The organism is Sorangium sp. So ce119, assembly GCF_051524405.1.
Taxonomy (GTDB): domain Bacteria; phylum Myxococcota_A; class Polyangia; order Polyangiales; family Polyangiaceae; genus Sorangium; species Sorangium cellulosum_G.
In genome coordinates, this window is sequence record NZ_CP150311.1 from 719,871 (window position 1) to 743,939 (window position 24,069).

The window sequence follows — 24,069 nt, forward strand, 5'->3', positions numbered from 1 at the left end:
CAGCGCCGCCAGGGCGGCCCCGCGCTCCGCGGGTCGTGGCACGACGGTTGCGTGAACGGTCGCCCCAGGCCTCCAGATGTCCTCCAACAACCTCACCGGGCTCGGCGTGCTGCGCCACCGGAGCTTCGCGTTCTACCTCGCGGCCAGGCTGCTCTCCGCGATCGCGGTCCAGGTGCAGAGCGTCGCGATCGGCTGGCAGGTCTACGCGCTCACCGGCGACGTGTTCGACCTCGGCCTCATCGGGCTCGCCCAGTTCGCGCCCTTCTTTGCCCTCATCCTCTTCGCCGGCCAGGTGGCGGACCGGTTCGACAGGCGCCACATCATCTCGGTCGGCCTCGCCGCCGAGCTGCTCTGCTCCGCGCTGCTGCTCGCGTTCACGCTGTCGGGGCTGCGCGTCGTGTGGCCCGTGTTCGCGGTGCTCGTGCTGTTCGGGAGCGCGCGCGCCTTCATGATGCCGGCGCAGCAGGCGATCCTCATGAACCTCGTGCCGGCGGACAGCTTCGGCAAGGCGGTCGCGATCAGCTCGTCGAGCTTCCACGTCGCCGTCATCGTCGGGCCGACGCTGGGCGGGCTCCTCTACCTCGCCGGGACGACCGTCGTTTACGCGGTCGTCGCGGCGCTGCTCCTCGCCTCCCTCGTGCTCATGGGGCTCACGCGCACGACCCGGCAGGAGCGGCGCTCCGAGCCGTCGTCGTGGAGCACGGTGCTGGAGGGGCTGCGCTTCGTGTGGTCGAGGCCCGCGGTGCTCGGCGCGATCTCGCTCGACCTGTTCGCCGTGCTGTTCGGCGGCGCTGTCGCGCTCCTGCCCGCGTACGCGCGCGACGTGCTCCACGCCGGCCCGACCGGCCTCGGCATGCTCCGCACGGCGCCGGCCGTGGGCGCCGCGCTCACCGCGGGGGTGCTCGCCTTCCGGCCGATCACGCGGCACGTGGGCCGCTGGATGTTCGGCGGCGTCGCGGTGTTCGGGCTCGCCACCATCGGCCTCGGGCAGACCCGGAGCGTCGCCGTCGCGCTCCTCGCCCTCGCCCTCATCGGCGCCGGCGACATGGTGAGCGTCTATATCCGCCACATCCTCGTGCAGTTCGAGACGCCGGACTCCATCCGAGGGCGCGTGAGCGCGGTCAACGCCGTGTTCATCGGCGCGTCCAACGAGCTCGGCGAGTTCGAGTCCGGGCTCAGCGCCCGCTGGCTCGGCCTGCTCCCCGCCATCTTCCTCGGCGGCAGCGCCACCCTCGTCGTCGCGGCGCTGTGGGCCCTCGGCTTCCCCGTGCTCAGCCGCATGGACCGCTTCCCGCACGCGAAGCGCGACGTCGACGAGACCGTGGACAGGCCCGCGACGCCGGAGGCCGCCGCCGCGACGTGAGCTGTCGACCGGCGCCGCCGCCCCCTCCGCAGGACCGGCGCTACTCCGTGCGGAGCGCCTCGATCGGGTCGAGCCGCGCGGCGCGCCAGGCCGGATAGAAGCCGAACAGGACGCCGATCGTGGCCGAGAGCCCGAGGCCGAGGACGATCGACCAGACCTCGACCTGGAAGGCCCAGCGGCCGACCAGCTTCGCGAGCAGCGCGCCGGCGAGCCAGGAGAGGCCCACGCCGGCGAGCACGCCGAGCACGCCGCCGAGCAGCGAGACGGCCGCCGCCTCGAACAGGAACTGCAGCAGGATCGCGCGGGGCGAGGCGCCGACAGCGCGGCGAATACCGATCTCCCGCGTCCGCTCGGTCACGGTCACCAGCATGATGTTCATGATGTTGATGCCCCCGACGATCAGCGCGACGACGCCGGTGCTGAGCAGCAGCATCTTGATGATGTCGAGGACGAGCTGCTCCTGGCCGTGGCTGTCCTTGTCCTCGATCTTGAAGTTCTTGACCCCGTGGTGGCGTCGCTGGAGCGTCGCGTCGATGATGCCGCGGAGCGCTGCGAGCGGCGCGCGCACCGAGACGACCGGATCCTGCCGCACGTAGATGCGGTCGGTCTTGTGCGACGGCGAGAACAGCGCGTCGTAGGTGGTCTCGGGGACGAGGACCTTGCGGTTCCAGATGTTGGTGCTGTCCGTGGAGCCGAGGATGGGCCGGTCCTTCAGCACGCCGATCACGGTCCACACGTGCCCGTCGGCCGTCATGTGGAGGGCCTCGCCGCCGACGGCGCGCGAGGGAGGGCCGCCGAAGAGGTCGGCCCAGACCTCGTGGCCGACGACGCACACGCGCCGCCGATCCGCGAGATCGTCCTCCGTGAGGAACCGGCCCGCCGCGAGCTCGAGGTCGTAGAGCGAGGGGGCCGCGGGCGCGGCGCTCACCAGCGAGATCCGCTTCTTCTTGTCGCCGGCGCGGGCCTCGGTCGCGCGCAGCGACTCGCTCATGGACGAGGCGCCGCCGAGGGCGCGCGACGCGTCGAGCGCGCGGGCGTCCGCCCGCGAGAGGTCGCGCCGGGTGCGGCGCCGGTCCTGGATGCTCACCTCGGCGGGGTGGATCTGGATGAGATCGGCCTCGACGGCCTGCTGGCTCGCCCGGAGGAGCGCCTCCTCGCCGCCCGCGAGGAGCGAGGCGAGGAGCACGATCGAGCCGGTGCCGATGATGATGCCGAGCAGCGTGAGCGCGGCGCGGGTGCGGTCGGCCACGACGGCGCGCGCCGAGTGGAGGAGGTCGCCGAGCCTCATCGCCGCATCGCCGCCACCGGGTCGAGCCGGCCCGCGCGCCGCGCCGGCAGCCACCCGAAGACGACCCCCACGCCGGAGGAGACGACGAGCGCCGCGACGACGGCCGATACCGAGACCGCGCCGACCCAGCCCGGGGTGAAGCGGCGGATGACCGCCGAGGCGAGCTCGGCCGTGAGCCCGCCGCCGAGGACGCCGAGCAGGCCGCCGAAGCCGGAGAGCAGCGCCGCCTCGCACAGGAACTGCGCGCTGATGTCGCGCGGCGCCGCGCCGAGCGCCTTGCGGATGCCGATCTCGCGCACGCGCTCGGACACGCTGACGAGCATCATGTTCATCACGCCGACGCCGCCGATGAGCAGCGCGACGCCCGCGATGAGGCCGACGATCGCCTTCATGATCGCGAACATGGACTCGAACTGCTTCATGATGCTGCTGAAATCGAGGAGGGTGAAGTCGTCGACGCCGTGGTGGCGCTCGACCAGGAGCGCGTTGAGGATGCGCTTCACCGGGTCGTTGTTGCGGGGGTCGTCGGTCTTGATGACGACGACCGCCGAGGTGCTCACGGTCGGCTCGACGTCGGCGGCGGTGTCGATCGGCGTGACGAGGAGATCGACCCAGTTGAAGCCGAAGTTGACGCCCAGGCGATCGCTCTCGGCCAGCACGCCGATGACGCGGCAGCGCAGGGAGCCGACCGTGACCCAGCGGCCGATCGGGTCGCCGCGCCAGAGCCGCGAGGCGAGCTTGGGGCCGGCGACGCAGACCCGGGCGCGGCGGCGGTCCTCGTCGTCGGTGAACGCGCGGCCGCGGCCGACGCGCATCCGGAAGGCGCGGAGGAAGCTGCTGTCGGCGGCGACGAGGTCGGTGCGGTCCTCCTTGCCCTCGTCGGAGGTCACGTCGCGCGAGCCGAGCATGGCGTACATCGTGTGCTCGGCGACGTGCGGGACGCCGAGCGCGAGCCGGTCGCGGTCCCTGCGGGTGAAGCCGGTGACGTACATCGACTTCTTGCGCTCGGCGCGCTCCGGCACCTTCGGGACGATGAGGATGAGCCGCGCCCCGCCGAGGTCCTCGATGCCGCGGCTCAGCGTGAGCAGGCCGCCCTCGGCGAGCGAGGTCATGAGCACGATGGCGAAGGCGCCGAGGGTGATGCTGAGGACGGTGAGCAGCGACCGCAGCTTGTGCGCCGTGAGCGCCTTCGCGGCGATCGCGAGGTAGACGGCCCACCTCACATCTTGGTCTCGTTCTCGGCCGCCGAGGGCGGGTTGATGAGCACGCGGGCCCCCTCCTCGACGCCGCTCTTGACCTCGACCTCGCGGTCGTTGCGGGCGCCGAGCGCGACCTCGACCTTCTCGGTGGTCTGCTTGCCGTCGGGCCCGTCGACGACGCGCGTGACCATCTGCTTGCCGCTCTCCTCGGTGACGGCCTCGATCGGCAGGGAGACGACGCCCGGCCGGCTGTCGAGCCGGATGCGCACGTCGGCGGTCATGCCGGGCTTGATGAGCTCGTCGACCTGGAGGAGCTCGGCCTCGACGGGGAAGACGTCGACCTGGCGGTCCTCGAGCTTCACCGAGGCGGGCGCGATCTTGGTGACCTTGGCCGTGTACGTCTTGCCGGGCAGGGCGTCGAGCGTCAGCGTCGCCGGCTGGCCGAGCGCGACCTTGGCGACGTCGATCTGGTTGAGGTCGACCTTCACGATGAGCGTCGAGAGGTCGGCCACGGTGAGCAGCGCCTTGCCGTCGAAGGTCGACTCGACGCCCGGGGTCACGACCTCGCCGGGCTCGATGTTGCGCTGGATCACGGTGCCGTCGAGGGGCGAGGAGATCTTCGTGTACCGGAGCCGGTCCTTCGCGGCGTTCAGCGCGACCTCGCCGAGCCGGACGGCGATCTGCTTCGCGGCGAGCTCGTGCTTCGCGAGGTCGAGCTCCTCCGACGGGATGACGCTGGCCTCGACGCCGGCGGACCGCCGCGTGACGACGCGCTGGGCGTAGCCCGCGGCGGCCCTGGCCTGGGCGAGCTCGGCCTCGGCGCGGGCGACCTCGCGCTCGTAGTCGGTGGGGTCGAGCACGAGCAGGAGCTGATCCTTGGCGACCCGGGCGCCCTCGTCGGCGAGCACCTCGGCGACCTGGCCGGCGACCTTGGACTTCAGCTCGACCTTCTCGCGGGCCTCGATGCGCCCTGTCTCGAGGATCTCGACCGCGAGGTCACCGCGCCTGGCGCTCACGACGAGCGCGGGGTCGATGGGCGGGGGGCCGCCGCGGGTCAGCGCGACGGCGCCGGCGCCCACCCCGGCGAGCGCCAGGGCGCCGACGAGCCACGCCCAGAGCCGCCGCCGCCGCGGCCGGGCGCTCACGAGGCACCTCCGGGCTGCGCCGGCGGGCCGGGCGGCGACGGCGGGCCGGACGGCGGCGCCGGGTCGGGCTGCGGCGCCGGCACCTCGGCGCGCCGCCCGCGGGGGCCGGTGTCCTCGACGATGGCGCCGTCGCGGAAGGTGATGACGCGGGTGGCGTAGGCGGCGATGGACGGGTCGTGGGTGACGACGATGACCGTCATCCCCTGCGCGTGCAGGGCGCAGAAGAGCTCCATGACCTGCCGGGTGGTGGCGGAGTCGAGCGCGCCGGTCGGCTCGTCCGCGAGGAGGAGCGGCGGCTCGTTGACGATGGCGCGGGCGATGGCGACGCGCTGCTGCTGGCCGCCCGAGAGCTGGTTCGGGAGGTGGTGCGCGCGGTCGTCGAGGCCGACGCGGGCGAGGGCGCGCGCGGCCCGCTCCCGCCGCTCGGACGGGCGGACGCCGGCGTAGACCATGGGCAGCTCGACGTTGGCGAGGGCGCTGTCGCGCGGCAGGAGGTTGAACGACTGGAAGACGAACCCGATCTTCCGGTTGCGGAGCCGCGCGAGCTCGACCTCGTCGAGCTCCTCGACCGGCTCGTCGTCGAGGAGGTACCGGCCGCCGGTGGGCCTGTCGAGCGTGCCGATGACGTTGAGGGTCGTCGACTTGCCCGACCCCGAGGCGCCCATGATGGCGACCATCTCGCCCCGGGAGAGCTCCAGGGAGACCCCGCGGAGCGCCTGCACCTCCACCTCGCCCATCCAGTAGGTCTTGGTGATCGCCTCGAGCTTCACGAGTGGAGCCATGGGGTTCTGGGGCGGTGGCCGTCGCGCTGCCCGCGACGGCGGCCAGCGTACGCATGATCCCGGTTCGCGCGACGCGCACCTGAACGTTCGGGGCGGGTCGTTGATGCCGCGCCGGACAGCGCACCGCGGCAGCCGGCGGACGAGCCGAGGCGTAAGCGAAGCGCGGCACCGAAGCAACCGCAGCGCACGGGCGCCGCGACCGGAGGACCGGACGAGGCGCGGCTCCGCGGGCGACGAGGCGCGGCGCCGCGGGCGACGAGGCGCGGCACCGCGGGCGACGAGGCGCGGCGCTACAGGCCCGACGTCTCGACGAGCGCCAGGATGACGGCCCCGACGCCGTACGAGATGTCGTCGCGGAGCTCGACCGCCGCGTAGTCCTCGAGCTTGCCGACCGACGTGGGCCCGGAGATGCCGGTGACGACGGGGCGGCCCGACCCATCCGTCTCGATGCGCGAGCGCACGCCGGCCAGGGCGCTGTCGATCGCGGGGCGCACCGAGGCGTCGAGGAAGCCGTGGCGCAGGCCGCGCGCGAGCCCGGCGGCGAAGAGGGCCGTCGCGCTCGTCTCCAGGTAGATCTCGCCGGGGCGGTTCATGATCGTCCACCACAGGCCGGTGTCCGGGTCCTGCGCGTCGAGCACCGCCGCGACCTGCCGGTCGAGCGCCCCGGCCACCGCCTCGTCGCGCTCGCCGCGCGCCGCGCGCACGCGCAGGTACTCGTAGCCGGCCGCCGTGACCCAGGCGTTGCCGCGCGCCCAGTACACGTCCGGGTCCTGGGGCGCCGCCCAGTTGTACGCGTGCCGGAAGAGCCCCGGCTCGTCCTGGAGGAGCGAGGCGAATATCTGGAATTGATTGGAGAATTCGTCGAGCGGCCGCGCGTCGCCGGAGCGCTCGCCGGCGCGGACGAGCACGTTGCCGAACATGAACAGCGAGTCGACCCAGAGCGTGGGCTCGAACAGCGGCGACACGCCGAGGTGGCTGATGCCGCCCTGCTCGGTCCGGCGCGCCTCCTCGTCGAGGTAGCGGAGCGCGTCGTCGACGATCGCGCCGTAGGGCGCCGCGCACGTCTCCTCGTGGAGCGCGAGCGCGGCGACGGCGGGCGGGCAGCGGTCGCTGATCGTGATCTCGTAGCCGTACTCGAGGTGATGGTCGATGTAGCGCCGGTAGTAGTCGCGGTACGGGACGTGCTGCGTGACCCGGTAGAGGTCGACAAGCGCGAGCATGACCGTGCCCTCGCCCCAGTCCCACGGGAGCGACTCGGCCGGGTGCTCGGCGATCCAGCGGTCGGCGACGGCGCGCGCCAGCGCGACGCTCTCGGAGCCGGGGGCGCGCTCGAGCGCGAAGGCGTCGCCCGCGGACGGCGGGGTCGGGGTGCACGCCCCGGAGCCGGCCGGGTCGCCCGAGCAGCCCATGGCCGCGAAGGCGCTCGCGGCGGCCGCGACGGCGAGCAGCGCGCGGGGGCGCGACGCCAGCGCGCGGAGGCGCGACGACAGCGCGGGCGGGGCATGAGGGGCTGCGATCCGCATCTCACTCCTCCACGGCGACGCCCGTCGCGTCGGGCGCGGTGACCCGGGGGGCGCCGTCGACGAGCACCTGCGTGCCCCGGGCCATCAGCGCGAACGGCCGCTCGCCCTCGATCCGCAGCACCACGAACTCGGCGTCGGTCTCGAGGACCTGCCCGCCGGGCAGCGTCACCTCCCCCGGCGCGCCCTGGCTCCTCAGGACCGCGACGTCCGTCCAGCCGTCGCCCTCGATCTGCCACGCGACAACGCCGGGCGCCGCATCGAGCGGCGCCGCCTCGAGGGGCGCGTCCGGACCGGCGTCCGCGCCGACCTTGTACGGCAGGAGCACCGCCAGGAACCCCGGCGCCTCGGCCGCGACGGCCGCGTCGATGACGGCGTGGTCGGCGGCCTTCCGGTCCTGCTCGAACTCGTGCACGTGCGGCGCGGCGAGGGGCGTGTACGGCGGCTCCACGACCTCGAGCCCAGGCGCCGTGGACTGCACGCGCACCTCGACCCCCGCCCGCGTCCGCTCCCAGCGCGCGCCGTCGGCGAGGCGCTCGAAGGTGCCGCCGGAGGTGAGCCCCGCGTAGCCGTGCAGCCGCCACGCGTGCGCGCGGGCCGCCGGGTGCGTCGTCGCGAGGCGATCGCCGACGACGAAGTAGCGGCCGTCGACGAAGGCGACGGAGCGCTCGACGTGCGTGTCCTGGTAGTCCTGGTGCGCCTCGGCGTACTCGACCGCGTCGCCGTCATGGGTGTTCCGGATCCAGGCGTCCGCGTCGCCGAAGTTGTTGAAGAGCCCCTTGTCGGGCGCGGACCTGCCGTCGATGAGGACCACGTTGTGCGACGGCGACTGGCTTGTCTTCGCGTTGTCGAGCGCGTCGGGCTTGTAATAGCCGGGGTCGATCAACAGGTATTCTCCGTAGGCGGCGAGCGAGAACGACGTGCCGTCCACGTGGTCGTGGACCGCCTTGCGCGCCGAGCCGTGCTCGGCGACGAGCAGGAGCCAGCGCGCCTCCTCGCCCCAGTCCGAGCGGAACACCGCGTTGCCCGCGTCGGGGAAGAAGCGCGTGAGCTGCGGCGGCGCCTCGGCGGCCACCGCGTCGTCGACGTAGACGAGGTGGTGGGCGATGAGGTCGATGCCGAACTCCATGCTGTGGGGGCTCTCGCGGTTCTGCTCCCAGTCCCAGCGATGGGCCCCGCTGCCGCCGAAGGAGGTGAGCAGCGAGCTCCCGTTGAACGGGGTGAACACGCCGTCGTCGAGCGGAGGACGGTTGCCCCAGGGGAGCCGCAGCGTGAGCGACCAGTCGACCGCCTTCGTGAAGAGCCCGCCGCGCAGCGGGGGCTCGAACGTGGCCTGTTCGCCGTCGACGCAGCCGTGCCCCGTCCAGGGGTCCTCGTCGGAGCGGGTGCGGCAGTCGCGCGCGAACGACAGGGACCCATCGAGGGCGTTGTCCAGCGCGATGAAGAGCGCCGCTGTCGGCCCCCAGGCAAACCCGGAGTAGTACGGGCCCTCGGAGACGCCGCCGTCGGGCTGCACGTACTGGCCGTTCTCGCCCCAGAGGTAGTCGAGCTCGGAGATCGACCAGTTCCACCACGTCCCGGCCGCCGGGTGCCCGGGGAACGCGAGCGCCGCATAGGCGATCGCGTCGGCGGTCCGGATCGGGTGGTTGTTCTGCGCGGGGCGGAGCAGGAGATCGCGATAGAAGTCTTGCTCGACGTACCTGGCGAAGAGCTGGCCGGTGATCTCGGTGATCTTGCGCTCGGCCTCGATCGACTCGTCCGCCGGGAGCCACGGGGTCGCGCTGAGGAGATCCCAGGCGTTCGTGTATCCCATCAAGGTCTTCGCCATCCGGATGTTGATATCGAGGACGGTGTTCGTGTCCCAGTCGGTCTCGAGGCGGCGCAGGAACTCGCGCGCCTTGTCGGCCGCCGCCCGATCGTCAAAGGCCCAGGCGAGGAGGGCGTTCGCCTGCGCGGTCGAGGCGTTGTCGCCGTTCGCCAGGTGGTCCCACGAGCCGGGGTCGGGCTCCTCTGCATACGCGCGCTCGGCGCGGCGCTTCAGGGTCTCGAGGATCGAGGCGTAGGGCTCGCGATCGACGCGCGAGCGCAGGAGCTCGCGGTGCTCCGGGCGCGCGAGCAGCCGCGGATGGACGCCGGTGTCCCGCGGCTCGCTCGGCCCGGCGCCGTCCGCGCCGCAGGCGGAGGTCGCGAGCGCGAGCGCCGCGAGCGTCGCGAGCGTCGCGAGCGTCCGGTGGAGAGGGGAGATCGGGAGAGGCGAGCGGTGAAGCCGTGAGCGCATGGAGGGACCGAGTGAGGGCGGCAAGGGAGGAGCCGACGCGCTGGGCAGCGTATCAGCTCGCGCCGACGCGGGTCTGCTCGACGTCTCGCGGGCGTGGGGGCGATCACCTCGCGCCCGTCCATCACGCAGTCCCGGCGCCATCACGCCTCTGACGTCCGGAGCGGCGATCCCGTTGCGTCGGGCGAGCTGAGCAAGAGATCGCGGGGCGCACCGGCGCGGCCCGCGTCGAGCGCGCCGCGGCGCGCCGGGCGTCAGGGCCGAGGCCGCCTGAGCTGGTGCAATCCTGCGCGAGCGTCCGCCTGCTGGGGCAAATCGCGACGCGCGGCGCGGCGCGGCCGCACCGCAAGCGTGGAATCGTCGGCGCGTTGGGCCGTTCCGTGGTGCGGCCTCCCCCTTGCAATGCCCGGGCGCCGCTGGGGGGAATCGAGGAGGTTTGGAATGGCGAACGAGCAGAAGCAGGGAGCAGGCACGCAGGGACAGCAGGGCCGCAGCGAGACCAGCGTTATCCCCGACAAGGACTACAACCTGGTCAGCGTGCTCTACCATGCTCTCCAGGGCGCGGAGACCTACTCGCAGTACGTTCAGGACGCGCAGAAGCAGGGCGACCAGGAGCTCGCCACCTTCTTCAACGAGGTGCGTCAGGAGGAGCTCCGGCTAGCGGAGCGCGCGAAGCACCTCCTCGGGCAGCGGCTGAGCGGCGGTCGCCAGCAGGGAGGCACGCGCGGGAGCGCCTAGCGCGAGCGCTGGTGGAACGGACAAGGCGCCGAGTACGCCGGGGGATCTCAGATCCCTCGGCGTGCCTGGCGCCTTGCTGTTTTCCGCTGCCGGCCGGATCGAGGCGGCCGCCGCCGTGGTATGCGCGATCTCATGTCCCTCCCCAAGCAACCCCGCGCCGTCATCACCGGCGCCGCCTCGGGCCTCGGTCGCGCGCTCGCCCTCGAGCTCGCGGGCCGTCAGGCGAAGCTGCTCCTCGCCGACCTCGATGACGAGGGCTCCCGGGAGACAGCGCGCCTCGTCGCCGCCGCCGGGGGCGAGGCGCACACCGTCCGCTGCGACGTGAGCCGGAGCGACGACGTCGCGGCGCTCGTGGGCGAGGCCGATCGCGCGCTCGGCGGCGTCGATCTCGTCGTGAACAACGCGGGCGTCTGCGCCGGCGGGCAGGTCGGCGAGGCCTCCCTCGAGGACTGGTCGTGGGTCATGGGCGTCAACCTCTGGGGCGTCATCCACGGGTGCCACGCGTTCGCGCCGCGCTTCAAGGAGCAGAAGCGCGGGCATTTCCTGAACATCGCCTCCGCCGCCGGCTTCATCTCCGTGGCCGGGCTCGCCCCCTACTGCGTGACCAAGGCCGGCGTCGTCGCCCTCTCCGAGACGATGAAGCTGGAGCTCGCCCCGCACGGCGTCGGCGTCACGGTGCTGTGCCCGACCTTCTTCAGGACGCAGATCATCGAGCGCGCGCGCGGCGTCGACGCGAAGATGAGGGAGATCGCCGAGAAGCTGATGGGGCGCGAGGGGCTCCAGGCCGATTACGTGGCGCGGCGCGCGATCGAGGCGGTCGACGCCGGCCGCCTCTACGCCGTGCCGCACCGCGACGGGCGCTGGTTCTGGCGGGCGAAGCGGGCGATCCCCGAGCTGCTCCACGAGAGGGTTCTGCCCCGGCTGACGCGTCACCTCTGACCGGAGCGCGCCGCGCCGCCGATCCGGGGCGCGATCCCGTCGCGACGGCGCCGGGCGCGCCCCGGCCGGGCTTGCAGCTTGGTGGCGCCGCCACGTGACCCGTTGTAAACGCGGGGCGTGACCCAGGTGCGCTCGATCTTCGCCCGAGGACTCTTCGCAGATCAGGTCGCCATCGTCACCGGCGGGGGCAGCGGGATCGGCCTCGCGTGCGCCCGCGAGCTCGCGCACCTCGGCGCGAAGGTCGCTGTCTGCGGCCGCAAGCCCGACAAGCTCGAGGCCGCGGCGAAGGCGCTGGAGACGGACGGGATCCCCGGCGACCAGGTGCTCGCCGCGCCCTGCGATATCCGCGAGCCGGAGCAGATCGCCGCCTTCGTCGGCCAGGTCCTGGATCGCTTCGGCCGCGTCGACGTGCTCGTGAACAACGCCGGGGGCCAGTTCCCGAGCCCGGCCGCGGACATGACCCCGAAGGGCTGGGAGGCGGTCGTTCGCAACAACCTGAACGGCACCTTCTTCATGACGCGCGAGGTCGCGCGGCGGGCGATGATCCCGGCGCGGCGCGGCCGCGTCGTGAACGTCACCGCGTCCGTCGCCCGCGGGTTCCCGGGCATGGCGCACACGGGCGCCGCGCGCGCCGGGGTCGAGAACCTGACCCGATCGCTCGCCGTCGAGTGGGCGGCGCTCGGCATCCGCGTCAACGCGGTCGCGCCGGGCAACAACATCCGGTCGAGCGGCACCGCGCAGTACGGCGACGAGCTCCTGGAGCTCGCGCGGCGCGCCACCCCGCTCAAGCGCACCGGCACGCCGGAGGAGGTCTCGCGGCTCATCGTCTTCCTCGCGAGCGACCAGAACGACTTCATCACCGGCGCTGTCTATGGCATCGACGGCGGACAGCCGCTCTGGGGCGACATCTGGGTGATCCCCGAGCCGGAGGGCCCCGGGCCGGAGGGCGCGCCGGGCGCCGCTCCGGAGAGCGCGAGCTGAAGGGGCCGGGCGTGAACTCCCCGCCCCCGTACGCCGGCGAGCAGGCCGGGCCGCAGTCCGCCTCGGGCGCGCTCGTCGACCCCATGACGTCGCCGCCGTCCGCGCCGCCGATGTCCGCGCCGCCGTCCACGCAGCAGCCGGCGGGGCCGCCCATGGCGCCGTCGCTCCTCGGCAGGGCCGCGCAGCGCGTGCGCGGCTACTTCCTCGCGCTCGACCCGAGCTTCCTGTCCGCTGTCGCGCCGTTCGCGGTGCTCGCCGTCATCCTGTTCACGCGCCACCCGTCGACGAACTACATCTTCGACGAGCAGGAGGCGCTCCTCGCCAACCCGTACGTGAACGCGAAGGGCGGGCTCCGCTTCATCGACGCGATCCACCGCGATTTCTGGGGGCTGGCGCCGGACCGGAGCGTCGGATCGTACCGCCCGCTGCCGAACTTCCTCTGGCGCACGATCTGGGCTGTCACGAAGCAGCCGTTCTTCCATCACTTCTACAACGTCCTCTTCCACGCGGCGAACGCCGCGCTGCTCACGTGCGTCACGTTCTGGCTCACGCGCAAGCGGGGGGTGGCCTACCTGGCCGGGCTCATCTTCGTCAGCTGCGCGGTGCTCACCGAGGCGGTGAGCGGCATCGTGGGCATCGCCGACGTGCTCGGGGGCATGGGGGCGATCGCCGCCCTCGCCGCCCTGGCGCTGCCCGCGTGGGCGATGCCGTTCGCCGTGTTCGCGGCGGTGCTCTTCGGCCTCTTCTCCAAGGAGAGCGCGCTCGTCTGCGTGCCGCTGATCCCGTTCGCCGCGCTCATCGCGGCGCCGCTCACGCACCCCACGCGCCCGGCGCGGCTCGTCCGCGCGCTCGTCGCGCTGCTCGCCGCGGGGGCGGCGTTCGTGCTCTACGTCGAGCTCCGGCGGCGCTGGTTCCCGGCGCCGATGCCGGCCGAGCTCACGGCGCCGCTCCCGGAGGGGGCGCCGCTCGTGAAGCGCGCGCTGCACGACGCGCTCGTCTGGTTCCACCAGGCGCCGCTGCCGCGCGATCCGCTCAACAACCCGCTCAGCACCGCGGACACGCCGCACCGGATCGCCGGCGCGCTGCGCGTCTACTGGCGGGGCCTCACCCAGATCGTGTTCCCGTGGACGCTGAGCGGCGACTACTCGTATCCGCAGGAGCCGGCGCCCGACCGGCTGGTCTTCTTCGAGAGCGTCGCCGGCGCCGCGATGGTGGCGCTGCCCCCCCTCGGCTCGCTCGCGCTCTGGATCGCGGCGCTCCGCCGCGAGCACCTGGAGCGGCGCGAGCGGCGCTCGGTGCGCGCGGCGTTCCTCGTCGACGGCGGGCAGGCGACGTCGCGGCGGTGGTCGCTGCTCATCGCGGGGGCGCTGCTCGCGGCCGCGGCGGTGGGGCTCGCGGCGTACGACTGGCACGCGCTCCGCCCGGCGGGGCGCGTGCCGTGGCTCCGGGCGCTGCCGCTCGTGCTGTGGCCGCTGCCGTTCCTGCCCGCGCTGCTGCTCGGCCTCGGGCTGCTCGTCGAGGGGACGCGCCCCCTGCCCTGCCCGGCGACGGCGGACCGGAGCGTCTGGGTGCCGCTGCGCCAGGGCTATGCGGGGCTGTGCATCGCGGCGATCGGGCTGACCTGGGTCGTGGTGAGCTACTTCCCGCACTCGAACATCCCCGTCGTCCTGCCCACGGTGCGCGCGGAGCGCTTCTGGTACTTCCCGGCGATCGGCTCGTCGCTGGTCCTCGCCGTCGCGTTCTCGTGGCTGCACGAGGCGCTCGCGGGCTCGACCCTGATGCCGCGGACGCGCTGGTCGTGGAGGGCGTGGGTGACGCCGGCGCTGTTCGCGCTCTTCTTCGGCTTCCAGTGCGTGCAGGCCTACCGGCACGCGATGGACTACCGGAACGACCTCGAGTTCTGGGCGGCGACGAAGGAGGCGGTGCCGAACAGCGCCAAGGCGCACCTCAACTACTCGGTGATGAAGGGCGCCCGGGGCGACCTGCCGGCGCGGCTCGCCGCGAGCGAGAAGGCGGTCGAGCTCGCGCCGAAGTGGCCGATGGCCCACGTGTACACGGGCGACACGCTGTGCCGCATGCACCGGGCGGACGAGGCGTTCCCGCACTACCAGCGCGGGATGGAGCTCGGCCCGAACGAGCTCAGCCTGGTCGCGCTCGCGCTGCAGTGCCTGCACGACGAGAAGCGGCTCGCGGCGTACGAGGCGGAGCTCCGGCGGATGGCGGAGGAGCACCCGGGGACGTGGCTCGCGTACCTCGCGGTCGATACGCTCGACAACGGCGAGAAGCACGGCGGCGTGGACCCGAAGTACCGGCCGCGCGGCTACAACGAGGGGCCGAAGGAGTGACCGCGGTGGCCGCGGGCTGGCACGTGTACATCCTGCGCTGCGGCGACGGGTCGCTCTACACGGGCATCGCGCGCGACGTGGAGGCGCGCCTGGCGCAGCACGCGGCGGGGCGCGGGGCGCGGTACACGCGCGGGAGGGGGCCGCTGGCGGTGGTCCACGTGGAGGCGGCGGCCGACAAGGGGGAGGCGCTGCGGCGGGAGGCGGCGATCCGGCGGCTGGGGCGCGCGGGGAAAGAGGCGCTCGCGGCGGGGGCGGCGGGGGTGAGCCGGGGCGGCGCGGGAGCGAGGGGAGCGCGGGAGGAGAGGGCCTCGTAGGGCGTCGCCCGGGGGCGTCTCTGGTCGGGGGGAGGTCGTCGCGAGCTGCCCGGCCCTCGGACGGAGCCACTGCTTGCCGCGCGGCGCGGGAGCCCGGCCGCTGGCGCCCGGCGTCGAGCGGGTCGACGAGCTCGCGAGATCCCGTCGAGGAGCCCGCGCGAGAAAGCCCGAAGCCGTCCCGGCGCCCCCGTTCGGGGCGGGCGGGACGCCGTGAACCCATCCGGGTGAGATGGGTCGTCCACGCGGGAGATGGGTGGCACCCATCTCCCGGTGCACGTGCCTCCAAGAAAAAGATGGGTCGCACCCATCTCCTGGTGGACGTGCCTCCACGAAAAGATGGGTCGCACCCATCTCCTGGTGGACGTGCCTCCACGAAAAGATGGGTCGCACCCATCTCCTGGTGGACGTGCCTCCACGAAAAGATGGGTCGCACCTATCTCCTGGGTCCGCGATCACCCGACGCCGACCGCCACAAGGGCAGGCGAGGACATCTTCGAGGTACACGCGGCGAAGCAAACGGGCCCAGTCGATACGCGCGCCGACGACCTGCACCACGCCGCTGCCGAGGCTGGTCCTGCGTGGACCCGAGCGCGGCACGTCGCCCTCCTCGGGCACCTCGTCACGCCGCGCGCCCCCATCGACGAGGATCGCCGCCGCGTTGTCGTCCTCCTTCTCCTTGCCCTTGCGCCTCTTCCGCTTCGGGGCGTCGTGGGCTGCCTTCGCCGCCGCAACGCCTCCGCGGCCGTACACCACGACGGCGGCGCGCCACGGCGCGTTCGGCCCGAGCACGCCGCTGAGCCTCAGTAGCGGGCTCGGGCGCGCCCCGTAGATGGATCCCCGCGCGCGACCCTGGTCCGCAGCCGAGCTTCGACCAGACGGCACCGCGCCTCCTGGCGCGCGAGCGCCTCGATACCTTCCGCGTGAGCGCACCGTTGAACGATCTCAGAGCGGGCGGGCACTCACCGAAGGAGCACCGACGCCCGGTCGCCGGCCCGTCCGTAGACCTGGGTCGCCGGTGCTCTCACGCGCCAAGCCTCCCGCTGTTCTCGGGAGCTCGCGACGCGCGTTCTTCTTCCACCCAATTCGACGGCGTCTTTCGGAATCTCGGTCTTCGACCGCCCTTTCAAAGAGCTGCAGATCAGCGCTCGATACCCTCGAACGCCGATTCAGGTCGCACTTTTCCCCGAGGAGCTCGCATGAATCGTAGTCGTCATTTGTTCTCGGCGCTGTCCTTCCTATCCGCTCTCGTGGTCGTCGCGTGCGGCGACGCCGAGAAGGGCAGCAGCGGCTCATCCGGCTCCGGTCCGGAGGACGGCAACGCGGAAGCGCTGCCGTGCGACGTCGCCAAGATCCTCTCCACGAAGTGCCAGACCTGTCACGGGGCGTCCCCGAAGTTCGGCGCGCCGTTCCCGCTGGTCGACCGGAGCGATCTGGTCGCGCCCGCGGTGAGCGATCCCAACAAGAAGGTCTACGAGCTCGTCGCCGCACGCGCCCGCGACGCCGCGCGCCCCATGCCTCCGCCCCCAACCGAGCGCCTGACCGCCGCGGAGCTCGCGACCTTCGATCAATGGATCGCCGCCGGCATGCCGGCCGGTAAAGACACGTGCGTCGACCCGGGCGGCGGCGGGACCATCGACCCTCCGACCCTGAGCTGCACACCGGATGTCCTGCTAGCGCCGTCCGCGCCTTACGTCATGGCGAAGGGCGTCCAGGACCAGTACATGTGTTATGGGGTCGATGTAGAGATCGGCCAGAAACGACACCTCGTCGGGATCGCACCCCGCATCGACAACAGCACCATTGTACACCATATCCTGCTCTTCAAGGCGGATGAGGCGTCTCCCTCGACGCCCACGCCCTGTGAGGGGGGCGACATCCAGGGGGCTCTTTTGTCCGTCTGGGCGCCCGGCGGCGAGGCCACGGAGCTGCCGCTAGAGGCGGGCTTCCCGCTGGAAGGCACGGCACACTTCGTAGTCCAGGTGCACTACAGCAACATCAAGGGCCTCGACGGGCAGCAAGACAGCACCGGCTTCGACGTCTGCACGACGACGGAGCTCCGCCCCAACGACGCCGGCATCTTCTCGTTCGGCACAGAGGACATCGACATCCCGCCTCACGGCTCGCTCGACGTGAGCTGCGATTACCAGTTCCCGCAGGATATGGGGGCGATTTCGGTGATCAGTGTCATGCCGCACATGCACAATCTCGGCAAGCACCTGTCGAGCAACACGGTGCCCACGGACGGCAGCGAGCCGAGCAACCTGGGGCTCGCCGATCCGTGGAACTTCGACAACCAGATCTGGTACGACAACGATACCATCCTTCGAGGCGGCGACACCGTGAGGACGCGTTGCGCGTGGGACAACCCGGGCAACAGCGCCGTGGAATTCGGGGAGCGGACGCAGGATGAGATGTGTTATAATTTCGTGATGTACTATCCGTCTCAAGAGATAGAGTTGACTGCTCCGACGGACGACGCGTCCTGTGTGACGACAAAATAGACCAGCTCGTGCAAGACGCGCGGCCTGTGCCCAGGCGGAGGCGCGCGCCGTTCGGTGAGAGCGCTCGTGAGCCTGGCGAACAGGAGCACCGCGCGCGCCGCCCGCGTTATGATGGTGTACGGAATACGGCCCCATCCGGTGACCCCGGTGGGGCCGCTGACGGCCCCGCCGCACCGAGCTGCCCCGGCGCCCGTACTTCAAGAAGACCCCATGCGCAACACCGGAAAAATCGTCCGCTGGCTGGACGACAAGGGCTTTGGCTTCATCGCGCCGGCCGACGGCGGCCCCGAGGCCTTTGTGCACATCACGTCGCTGCCGCGCGGCCAGCGCCCCGCGGTGGGCGCCACGGTCCGCTATCGTGCGGCTCGCGACGCGCAGGGCCGCGTCCGCGCCGAGGACGTCGAGCTGGCCGCCGCCAGGGTCAGCCTGGGCCCGGCGAGCCGCGCCCTGCTGGTGGCGCTGCCCTTCCTCGCGCTGGTGACAGCGCTGGCCGCCCTGGGGCGGGTGCCGCGTGTGCTGCCCTGGCTCTACCTCGGCGCCAGCCTGGTGACGCTGCTGGTCTATCACAAGGACAAGCGCGCCGCCGAGCTCGGCGCCTGGCGCACGCCGGAGCAGACCCTGCACCTGCTGGCGCTGGTCGGCGGTTGGCCAGGCGCGCTGTATGCGCAGCAGTTGCTGCGCCACAAATCCAGCAAGCGCTCCTTTCGCGTCGTGTTCTGGCTGACGCTGGCGCTGAACGTCGCCGGCCTCGGCTACCTGGCCTCCGACCATGGCGCCGGCGCCCGTGCGGGGATCGACCGGGGCACGACACAGCTGAACCACCCCTTCTTCAAATAATCTGAAGGGCCGGGCCCCGTCGCGTCATCAAGTGCATGAGCTGCCCGGCTCCGGGAGGCGAGCTGTCCTGTGTGCCCTGGGCCGCGTGCGAAGAGGGTTCGACCACGTCGCACGATTCCACCTCCACTGCCACCTGGATGTCTTTTCTCCTTGTCGCCGTCGCCGCGGGAGGAATCGGACGCCTCGATTCCGGGTCGTCCCAGGGCGAGGGCCCGCTCAAAGCTGCATGTTGCACCGGCCTGTCCGGTTACCATGAGAGGACGTCATGAGACGAATCCAACTTACCAACGAGCTCTTGAACCGTCACGTTCGGTCGTGTCTCGCGATGCTGCTTTGTTCCTCCCTGTGCGTCGCGTGCGCCGGGACCTCCGACGAAGTCGAGATGGTGGAAGGCCAGCCGGCCGCCCTCGACGGCGGCGACGTGCCCGACCCGAGCCAGGTCTCGATCAAGGCAACCGCCTCCGGCTGCGGAGCCATGGATACGCAGGTCGGGGGTATCAACACGGAGTACGCGCTCACGTTCGATGGCGCTCGCGGGGGCCGCGACGACTCTGGCACGTACGACGTCGCCTGCGACGTCGAGGTCACCTATACGTTCCCGGCGGGCTACACGTTCGATGCGCCGTCCCTGGATGTGTTCGGTGACGTGTATACCGAGGACGCAGCTGTCGTCACGGTCCAGGCAAGCCAGTCACTGGCCGGCACGGCCAGCGCCTCCAGGACGTTCGAGAACATCGACACGGACGTCGAAGGGGTGTTCGAGCTGCTCTCCATCCCCGCCGGGGGACAAGCGGGCAGCGCCCCGTGTGGTGCCACCTCGGCCACGGTCAACGTGCAGCTCCGCGCCACGGTCGGCGGCACGGGAAGAGCATCCGTCGAGTTCAACTATATCGATGGGCTGATCCCCTGGCGCCGCTGTCGATGAACCGACCCCGGGGCCTGCCGTCGCGTCGACCGCTGGCGCGGCCTCGTCACCCTGCGATCAGGCCGCTCACGTCCCAGTGAAGACCCTTCCCGGGGACCGGCGGGAGGTCAGGCGTGGAGCCAGGGGCGCAACCCGAGGTCGTTCCAGCGAGAGGCCCAGCCGACGTCGAACACCATGGGACACGCCTCGATCCACGTCCGGATGTCCCATGGATGGCGGCGCTCCTTCAGGGCGGTGCGGAATCGGTCGACGTCGACCTGATACCACATCAGGCAGCCTCGTGGGCTCCGCAGGCCGATCAGGTAACCGTCGCTCCAGCGGGCGCACGCGCCGTAGATCTGGTACTGGCGGAGCTCGACGAGCGCCTCGTTGACCTCCATCTCGATCGCGTCCGGGTGCGGAGAGACGACGGGCGCAGGGAGACGCGCGACGTCGGACCGAGCCGCCAGGCCCAGCGGGTTGCCAGCGACCGTGACGCGCTCGAGCGCCGGGAGGTGGTCCAGGAGAGGGCCGAACTCGGTCAGGTCGCACGCGGAGACATGGAGGTCCGTGAGGTGGGGCAGCAAGGACAGGCCCGACCAATCCGCGATCCGGCAATGCGTGGCGAAGAGCCGACGGAGCGTGGGAACGGCCGACAAGGCCCCGAGATCGGGGAGCTCACACCCGTCGAGCGCGAGGTTCTCGAGCCGCCGGAGCGGTCGCAGGTCATCGAGCCGGGTCGCTTCCTCGTACAGGAGGGAGCGGATGCGGTCTGGATGGGCGGCCCGGCCGCGCGGCGAGACGACCTCGCTCGCGCGGAGGCACAAGGCGTCGAGCACCGAACCGAGCGGCACCCCCGCACCGAGCACCTGCCCCGGATCATCGTGCAAGAGGAAGTACACCGTGGGGTTCGATGGGTCCGGATCATCGAGGCGGAGGACCGCCCAGTCATCGTTCGGCGTCGCGATGGCCACGAGCGGCGCGGGCCCGTCGGCGTGACGGATGGGCACGTCGGGCGCCCACACGCCGGCGAACTCCACGCGGCGCAGCCACGGCTCGTCGGCGACCGGGCCAGCCGCGCGGGGATCGAGGGAGAACCCGATCCCCTCGGGCCATTCGATGGCCGCAAACTGGCGCAGCGGCTCCGGCACGGGCAAGCCCAGGAGCTCGCGCGGCTGCTCGTCCCAGCGCGTGGGCGCGGCGATCCCGAGCCCCGAAAGGCCGCTCAACACCTCGGACGACAGTGCCATCGATCGCCTCCTCCAGCGCCCGCCGGGGCAAAACCGAGCCCGACTGTACACGCTCCTCAGCCGCGGAGCACGGCCTCCGTCGCTGGCGGCCCGTCCGCCGCGCGGCGCGCCGTGATGGCAGTGGACCGTCTCGTCGTGCGGGTTCACGCGCTTCAATGACCGACGACGGAGAGACCCATGACCACGCAGGCGAGGACGAGCGCCGAGCCAACGGGCAACACGATCCAGAAACCGAGGTACGGCGTGGAAGGGCGACGGACGCGAACGACGTTGATGACAAGGACGTAGAGCGCAGAAGCCAGCGTGGAGGTGAACGCCAGCGGCTTCAGCATATTCGCCCCTTCGATCGAGAGGACGTAAAGGGAAAACAGAGTTGGCGGCGCGAGCAAAAGGACGGTGAGGATTCTGAGGAGCATACCGAGCGCTCGTCTTGTCGGTCAGGGTTTCAGGTCCACAGCAACAGCCACTTTGCGCGGGGTCTGAGTCTCGAGGTGGGCGTCGACGAGTCCGCGCTCCGGCGTACAGGAAGCCCTATCGATGCCCCAAAGTGAAGAGGAATTTGCCCCACCCTTGGCCTGCGGGGCTCGCGCTCCGAGCCGCCGCGGCGGAGCGCCCGAGCGCGGCGGGAGCGCGCCGCGCTCGATGCGCTCCGAACGCCGCCCTCCGCCTGGACCCCACGCACCTTCGCGCCTCGCTGCTGGAACCGTGCTGGGCCACCCCCGAGCGCGTGCATCTGACTTGATCGCCTCGTGCGTGAGTGAGATCCTCGACACCTGCTCATCACCAACCGGCTGGCCTTACCCCGCATCGGAGGTCCGGCCGGCCCACGGCGCGTTCGCCAGCGTCAGCGAGGGTATCATGAAAGGAACCGGCACCTTGGCCGCAGCGATCCGGAAGTTCGAGCCGCCCTCCTCGCGGCGTGGGGACACCCGAGCGGGAGGCAGCTGGCGCGGACGGGCGGTGTTGCGCGCTGTGGCCGCCGGGACGGCCCTCCTCGCGCTCGCAGCGCTCACCGCGGGATGTCCGTTGTGCAACGGCACGGACGTCGGCTGCGAGGATGGCGTCCGTATCTCGGGGCCTATCGGGCTCGCCGTGAACGCGTCGGCGCACATCGAGGTCCGGGCCTGCTGGAACGGGCGCTGCGGGGAAGCGACGCTCAGCTCGGATCCGGGTAATTCGCTGAGCCCTGCCAACAGCGCGAACGCCGTCGTCGACGGCGGGCGGTTCGGCTTCTCGCTCTTCGACCTCGACCCGACCAACGCGCAGTGGGAGCTCTCGATCGGTTTCACGGCGGACGTCGACACGGAGCTCGAGGACGGGGACGTCTATTCGGTCAGCATCATCGACGCCGACACGCAGCGCGAGCTCGTGAGCTTCGAGCGCGACGTCTCGTACGGTGAACTCCAGCCCAACGGCGAGGGCCCCGGCTGCACGTCATGCGACACTGCGGACATCAAGCTTCCTCCGCCCGCTGCGCAGTGATCACGAGAGCGCCGCCCGCGGCGGCGCGGCACCGCGGGCCCACCCCGCCCGCGGCGGCGCGGCACCGCGGGCTGCCATGTCGTCCTGGAGCGCGACAGCGCGGCTCAGCGTGCCGGCGAGCGAGGCGACCACGGCGGCCCTGGCCGACGGGTCGGCTGGCGCGAGCTCGCCAAGCTCGAGCGTCGGCGGCTGGGCCCCTGCTGGGAGCATAAACGTCGGCGCCGTTCACGACGGCTCGCGCTCCAGGTTCTCGCGCAGCTTGCGCAGTCCGTCGCGCGCCCGGCCGCGCATCACGCGGCGCAGGAGTGGGACCACGAGCCAGCGAAACCACCACCGCTGATTGCGGCTGACCATGCGCCACGCGACGCGCGTCTCGTCGTCGGAGAGCGCCGCGAAGTCCACGCTCATGCGGGGCAGGAGGAAGCCCTCACCTTCGGTCAGCAGACGCTCCCCGACGCGCGCCTCCTTCACCTCGATGTCGACCGTGCCGGTGCGCCCGAAGGGCATGCGCAGGGTCTCCCGGTAGCGCTTGCCGACCTGCCCGTGCTCCAGCGTGTCGAGCTCGCGCATGGCGGCGACGCCCGGGAACCAGGTCGGGAAGTTCTCCATGTTGGACACGTACGCGAACGTCTCGCGCAGGGGCCGGCCGATATCCACCGAGCCCTGCGCCAGGAGCTCCGGCTGCGCGCCGCTCACGAGCGCCTCCTCGGCGCCGTCTTGGTCTCCATCGGCCTGAGCAGGCTCTGCTCCACGCTCCGGCGCATCGCGCGGACGTAGCGCGGCCGGGACCAGCTCCGCTCCTCGATGAGCTCCTGCCAGTTCCCGATCGACAGGATGGTGGCCAGGAAGTCCGCCGCATCCGACGCCGACCATCCGTCGGCCAGCGCGCCTTCGGCTTGAAGCCGCGCCACGAAGCCCGCGCAGACGCCCGTGAAGCCGCGCATGCGGTCGCGCCACGCGAGCTCCGCGTCCTCGTCCGTGGCCCGCGCCGCCCGCATGGCCCGCGCCACGTCGGTGATGTGGGCGACGTAGTCCGCCCACGCACCGATGAACTCGGAGAGGATCGCGCGCGCGTCGGGGGCGCGCTCGCACTTTCGGACCATGTCGGCGAACCCGTGCACCTCGTCGACGTGACGCACCAGCGCGACCAGGAGCTGCGTCCTGGTCTCGAAGTGCAGATAGACCGCCTGGCGCGACACCCCGGCCGCCGACGCGATCTCCGCCATCGAGACGCCGCGACGCCCCGGCTCGGTCACCAGCCGGCGCGCGGCCTCCAGGATCACGGAGCGGGTCTCCCCGTCCTTGCTTGACATGGTGTCAACATGAGGCATCGTTTACACTATGTCAAGTTCGACGGGCGCGCCGGCGTCACGGTGCGCGCGGGCGACCGCGGAGGGCTCGGGGGACTCCGCCGCCGGAGGCCAGGTGAAGCGGGATGAGCAGCTTGGTCAGCGTCGCCCCGCTCGCGGCGCTCAACCGAGCGACTGCAAGATCGAGCTGAACCCGTGCTGGCCGGGGCGGCTGCCCTGCGGGGACAGCCAGGCTTCGTATATGTCGCCGCTCGGCGAACGGAGCTGGATGAACTCGAGGCTCACGAGAGGGTTGAAGGGGTTGCCGGGGCGGGAGCCGATGTCCTGGCCGGGATACGTCGCGTCCTGGTTGAAGGCGCGGGTGCCCTGATCGAGGGCGGCGTGGTGCTTGTAGTTGCCGCGCTTGCCGAAGTCGCTGTACTCGCGAGAGACGAGGACGCGGCCCCTGTCGGTGAGGCCGACGTGGACGTTGGGAACGTAGCTGGAGACGCCGATCACGGCGGCAGATGCGGCGTTGAGGACTCCGCCGGCGATGCGGCGGGCCGTGCCGGCGGGCCCTTGGTACTCGACTCCGCTCCAGTTGCCGATGATGCGCTCGCCGGGCTGGAGCTCGTAATACGAGGCGTACAGGTCGCTGAATCCCTGCTCGATCTGCTCCGGGGTCATGTTGGCGGCCTCGGCCATGGCCTTCTTGCGGGCGTACATCGAGTACGCGAAGCCGGCCGCCATCAACACGAGCGGGATCAGATAATACATCTGCATGACCATCTCCTCCTGGAAACCCACGCTCCACTCGGGAGCCAAAGGCGATGGTTACGCGGCGGCGCACGCCAGGTCAAGCGGGGCGCGCGGCGAGTGTTCAACCAGCGATCGGACAACCGTCGATACGCAGCGGA

21 protein-coding genes are annotated in these 24,069 nt (G+C 71.9%); 10 read left to right on the top strand and 11 right to left on the bottom strand.

Annotation, left to right across the window (positions count from 1 at the left end; translation table 11 throughout):
* Nucleotides 1-76: 76 nt before the first annotated feature.
* Complete coding sequence (locus WME76_RS47075; protein WP_437962751.1) at nt 77-1,363, top strand: MFS transporter; 1,287 nt, start codon at nt 77-79, stop codon at nt 1,361-1,363.
* A gap of 40 nt (nt 1,364-1,403) precedes the next feature.
* Here the strand turns inward: WME76_RS47075 and WME76_RS47080 are convergent, their stop codons facing one another.
* From WME76_RS47080 to WME76_RS47105, 6 genes are all read right to left on the bottom strand, one after another.
* Nucleotides 1,404-2,651, bottom strand: a complete 1,248-nt coding sequence (locus WME76_RS47080) for an ABC transporter permease (RefSeq protein WP_437962752.1) — start codon at nt 2,649-2,651, stop codon at nt 1,404-1,406.
* The gene (locus WME76_RS47085) at nt 2,648-3,874 is read right to left on the bottom strand and encodes an ABC transporter permease (RefSeq protein WP_437962753.1); all 1,227 of its coding nucleotides are present in this window, start codon (nt 3,872-3,874) and stop codon (nt 2,648-2,650) included. Before WME76_RS47085 ends, WME76_RS47080 begins: the two co-directional genes overlap by 4 nt.
* Nucleotides 3,871-4,995, bottom strand: coding sequence for an efflux RND transporter periplasmic adaptor subunit (locus WME76_RS47090; RefSeq protein ID WP_437962754.1), 1,125 nt, complete (start codon nt 4,993-4,995; stop codon nt 3,871-3,873). The genes WME76_RS47085 and WME76_RS47090 overlap by 4 nt, the downstream gene beginning before the upstream one ends.
* Nucleotides 4,992-5,777, bottom strand: a complete 786-nt coding sequence (locus tag WME76_RS47095; protein WP_437962755.1) for an ABC transporter ATP-binding protein — start codon at nt 5,775-5,777, stop codon at nt 4,992-4,994. The genes WME76_RS47090 and WME76_RS47095 overlap by 4 nt, the downstream gene beginning before the upstream one ends.
* 290 nt (nt 5,778-6,067) lie before the next feature.
* Nucleotides 6,068-7,300 (bottom strand): glycoside hydrolase family 88/105 protein, encoded by a 1,233-nt coding sequence (locus tag WME76_RS47100; RefSeq protein WP_437962756.1) that lies wholly within the window; start codon nt 7,298-7,300, stop codon nt 6,068-6,070.
* A gap of 1 nt (nt 7,301) precedes the next feature.
* A complete protein-coding gene (locus tag WME76_RS47105) occupies nt 7,302-9,575 on the bottom strand; it encodes a heparinase II/III domain-containing protein (RefSeq protein ID WP_437962757.1) in 2,274 nt (757 codons plus the stop codon).
* Nucleotides 9,576-10,013: 438 nt separating this feature from the next.
* Here WME76_RS47105 and WME76_RS47110 point away from each other — a divergent pair, with 438 nt between their 5' ends.
* From WME76_RS47110 to WME76_RS47145, 8 genes are all read left to right on the top strand, one after another.
* Entirely contained in the window at nt 10,014-10,310 is a 297-nt protein-coding gene (locus WME76_RS47110) for a hypothetical protein (RefSeq protein WP_437962758.1), read from the top strand.
* Nucleotides 10,311-10,442: 132 nt separating this feature from the next.
* A complete protein-coding gene (locus tag WME76_RS47115; RefSeq protein ID WP_437962759.1) occupies nt 10,443-11,249 on the top strand; it encodes an SDR family NAD(P)-dependent oxidoreductase in 807 nt (268 codons plus the stop codon).
* Between the two features lie 117 nt (nt 11,250-11,366).
* Nucleotides 11,367-12,230 carry an SDR family oxidoreductase gene (locus WME76_RS47120; protein ID WP_437962760.1) on the top strand — a complete coding sequence of 288 codons (864 nt, stop codon included), beginning with the start codon at nt 11,367-11,369 and terminating at the stop codon, nt 12,228-12,230.
* An 11-nt stretch (nt 12,231-12,241) separates the two neighbouring features.
* Nucleotides 12,242-14,575 (top strand): tetratricopeptide repeat protein, encoded by a 2,334-nt coding sequence (locus WME76_RS47125; protein WP_437962761.1) that lies wholly within the window; start codon nt 12,242-12,244, stop codon nt 14,573-14,575.
* Nucleotides 14,572-14,889, top strand: coding sequence for a GIY-YIG nuclease family protein (locus WME76_RS47130; protein WP_437962762.1), 318 nt, complete (start codon nt 14,572-14,574; stop codon nt 14,887-14,889). Before WME76_RS47125 ends, WME76_RS47130 begins: the two co-directional genes overlap by 4 nt.
* Nucleotides 14,890-16,085: 1,196 nt before the next feature.
* Nucleotides 16,086-17,390, top strand: a complete 1,305-nt coding sequence (locus tag WME76_RS47135) for a peptidylglycine alpha-amidating monooxygenase (RefSeq protein ID WP_437962763.1) — start codon at nt 16,086-16,088, stop codon at nt 17,388-17,390.
* A 210-nt stretch (nt 17,391-17,600) separates the two neighbouring features.
* Nucleotides 17,601-18,227: a DUF1294 domain-containing protein gene (locus WME76_RS47140; protein ID WP_437962764.1), complete on the top strand. Its 627-nt coding sequence runs from the start codon at nt 17,601-17,603 to the stop codon at nt 18,225-18,227.
* A gap of 382 nt (nt 18,228-18,609) precedes the next feature.
* Nucleotides 18,610-19,152: a DUF4360 domain-containing protein gene (locus WME76_RS47145; RefSeq protein ID WP_437962765.1), complete on the top strand. Its 543-nt coding sequence runs from the start codon at nt 18,610-18,612 to the stop codon at nt 19,150-19,152.
* Between the two features lie 107 nt (nt 19,153-19,259).
* Here the strand turns inward: WME76_RS47145 and WME76_RS47150 are convergent, their stop codons facing one another.
* Complete coding sequence (locus tag WME76_RS47150; RefSeq protein ID WP_437962766.1) at nt 19,260-20,381, bottom strand: hypothetical protein; 1,122 nt, start codon at nt 20,379-20,381, stop codon at nt 19,260-19,262.
* 152 nt (nt 20,382-20,533) lie between these two features.
* Complete coding sequence (locus WME76_RS47155; RefSeq protein WP_437962767.1) at nt 20,534-20,797, bottom strand: hypothetical protein; 264 nt, start codon at nt 20,795-20,797, stop codon at nt 20,534-20,536.
* 676 nt (nt 20,798-21,473) lie between these two features.
* Here WME76_RS47155 and WME76_RS47160 point away from each other — a divergent pair.
* Entirely contained in the window at nt 21,474-21,863 is a 390-nt protein-coding gene (locus tag WME76_RS47160) for a hypothetical protein (RefSeq protein ID WP_437962768.1), read from the top strand.
* A gap of 225 nt (nt 21,864-22,088) precedes the next feature.
* On the opposite strand, the gene WME76_RS47165 is transcribed toward WME76_RS47160, so the two are convergent.
* The 3 genes from WME76_RS47165 to WME76_RS47175 all read right to left on the bottom strand — a co-directional run bounded on the left by WME76_RS47165 (nt 22,089) and on the right by WME76_RS47175 (nt 23,935).
* Nucleotides 22,089-22,559, bottom strand: a complete 471-nt coding sequence (locus tag WME76_RS47165; RefSeq protein WP_437962769.1) for an SRPBCC family protein — start codon at nt 22,557-22,559, stop codon at nt 22,089-22,091.
* Nucleotides 22,556-23,176, bottom strand: coding sequence for a TetR/AcrR family transcriptional regulator (locus WME76_RS47170; protein WP_437962770.1), 621 nt, complete (start codon nt 23,174-23,176; stop codon nt 22,556-22,558). The genes WME76_RS47165 and WME76_RS47170 overlap by 4 nt, the downstream gene beginning before the upstream one ends.
* A gap of 159 nt (nt 23,177-23,335) precedes the next feature.
* Nucleotides 23,336-23,935, bottom strand: coding sequence for a hypothetical protein (locus WME76_RS47175; protein WP_437962771.1), 600 nt, complete (start codon nt 23,933-23,935; stop codon nt 23,336-23,338).
* Between the last annotated feature and the right edge of the window lie 134 nt (nt 23,936-24,069).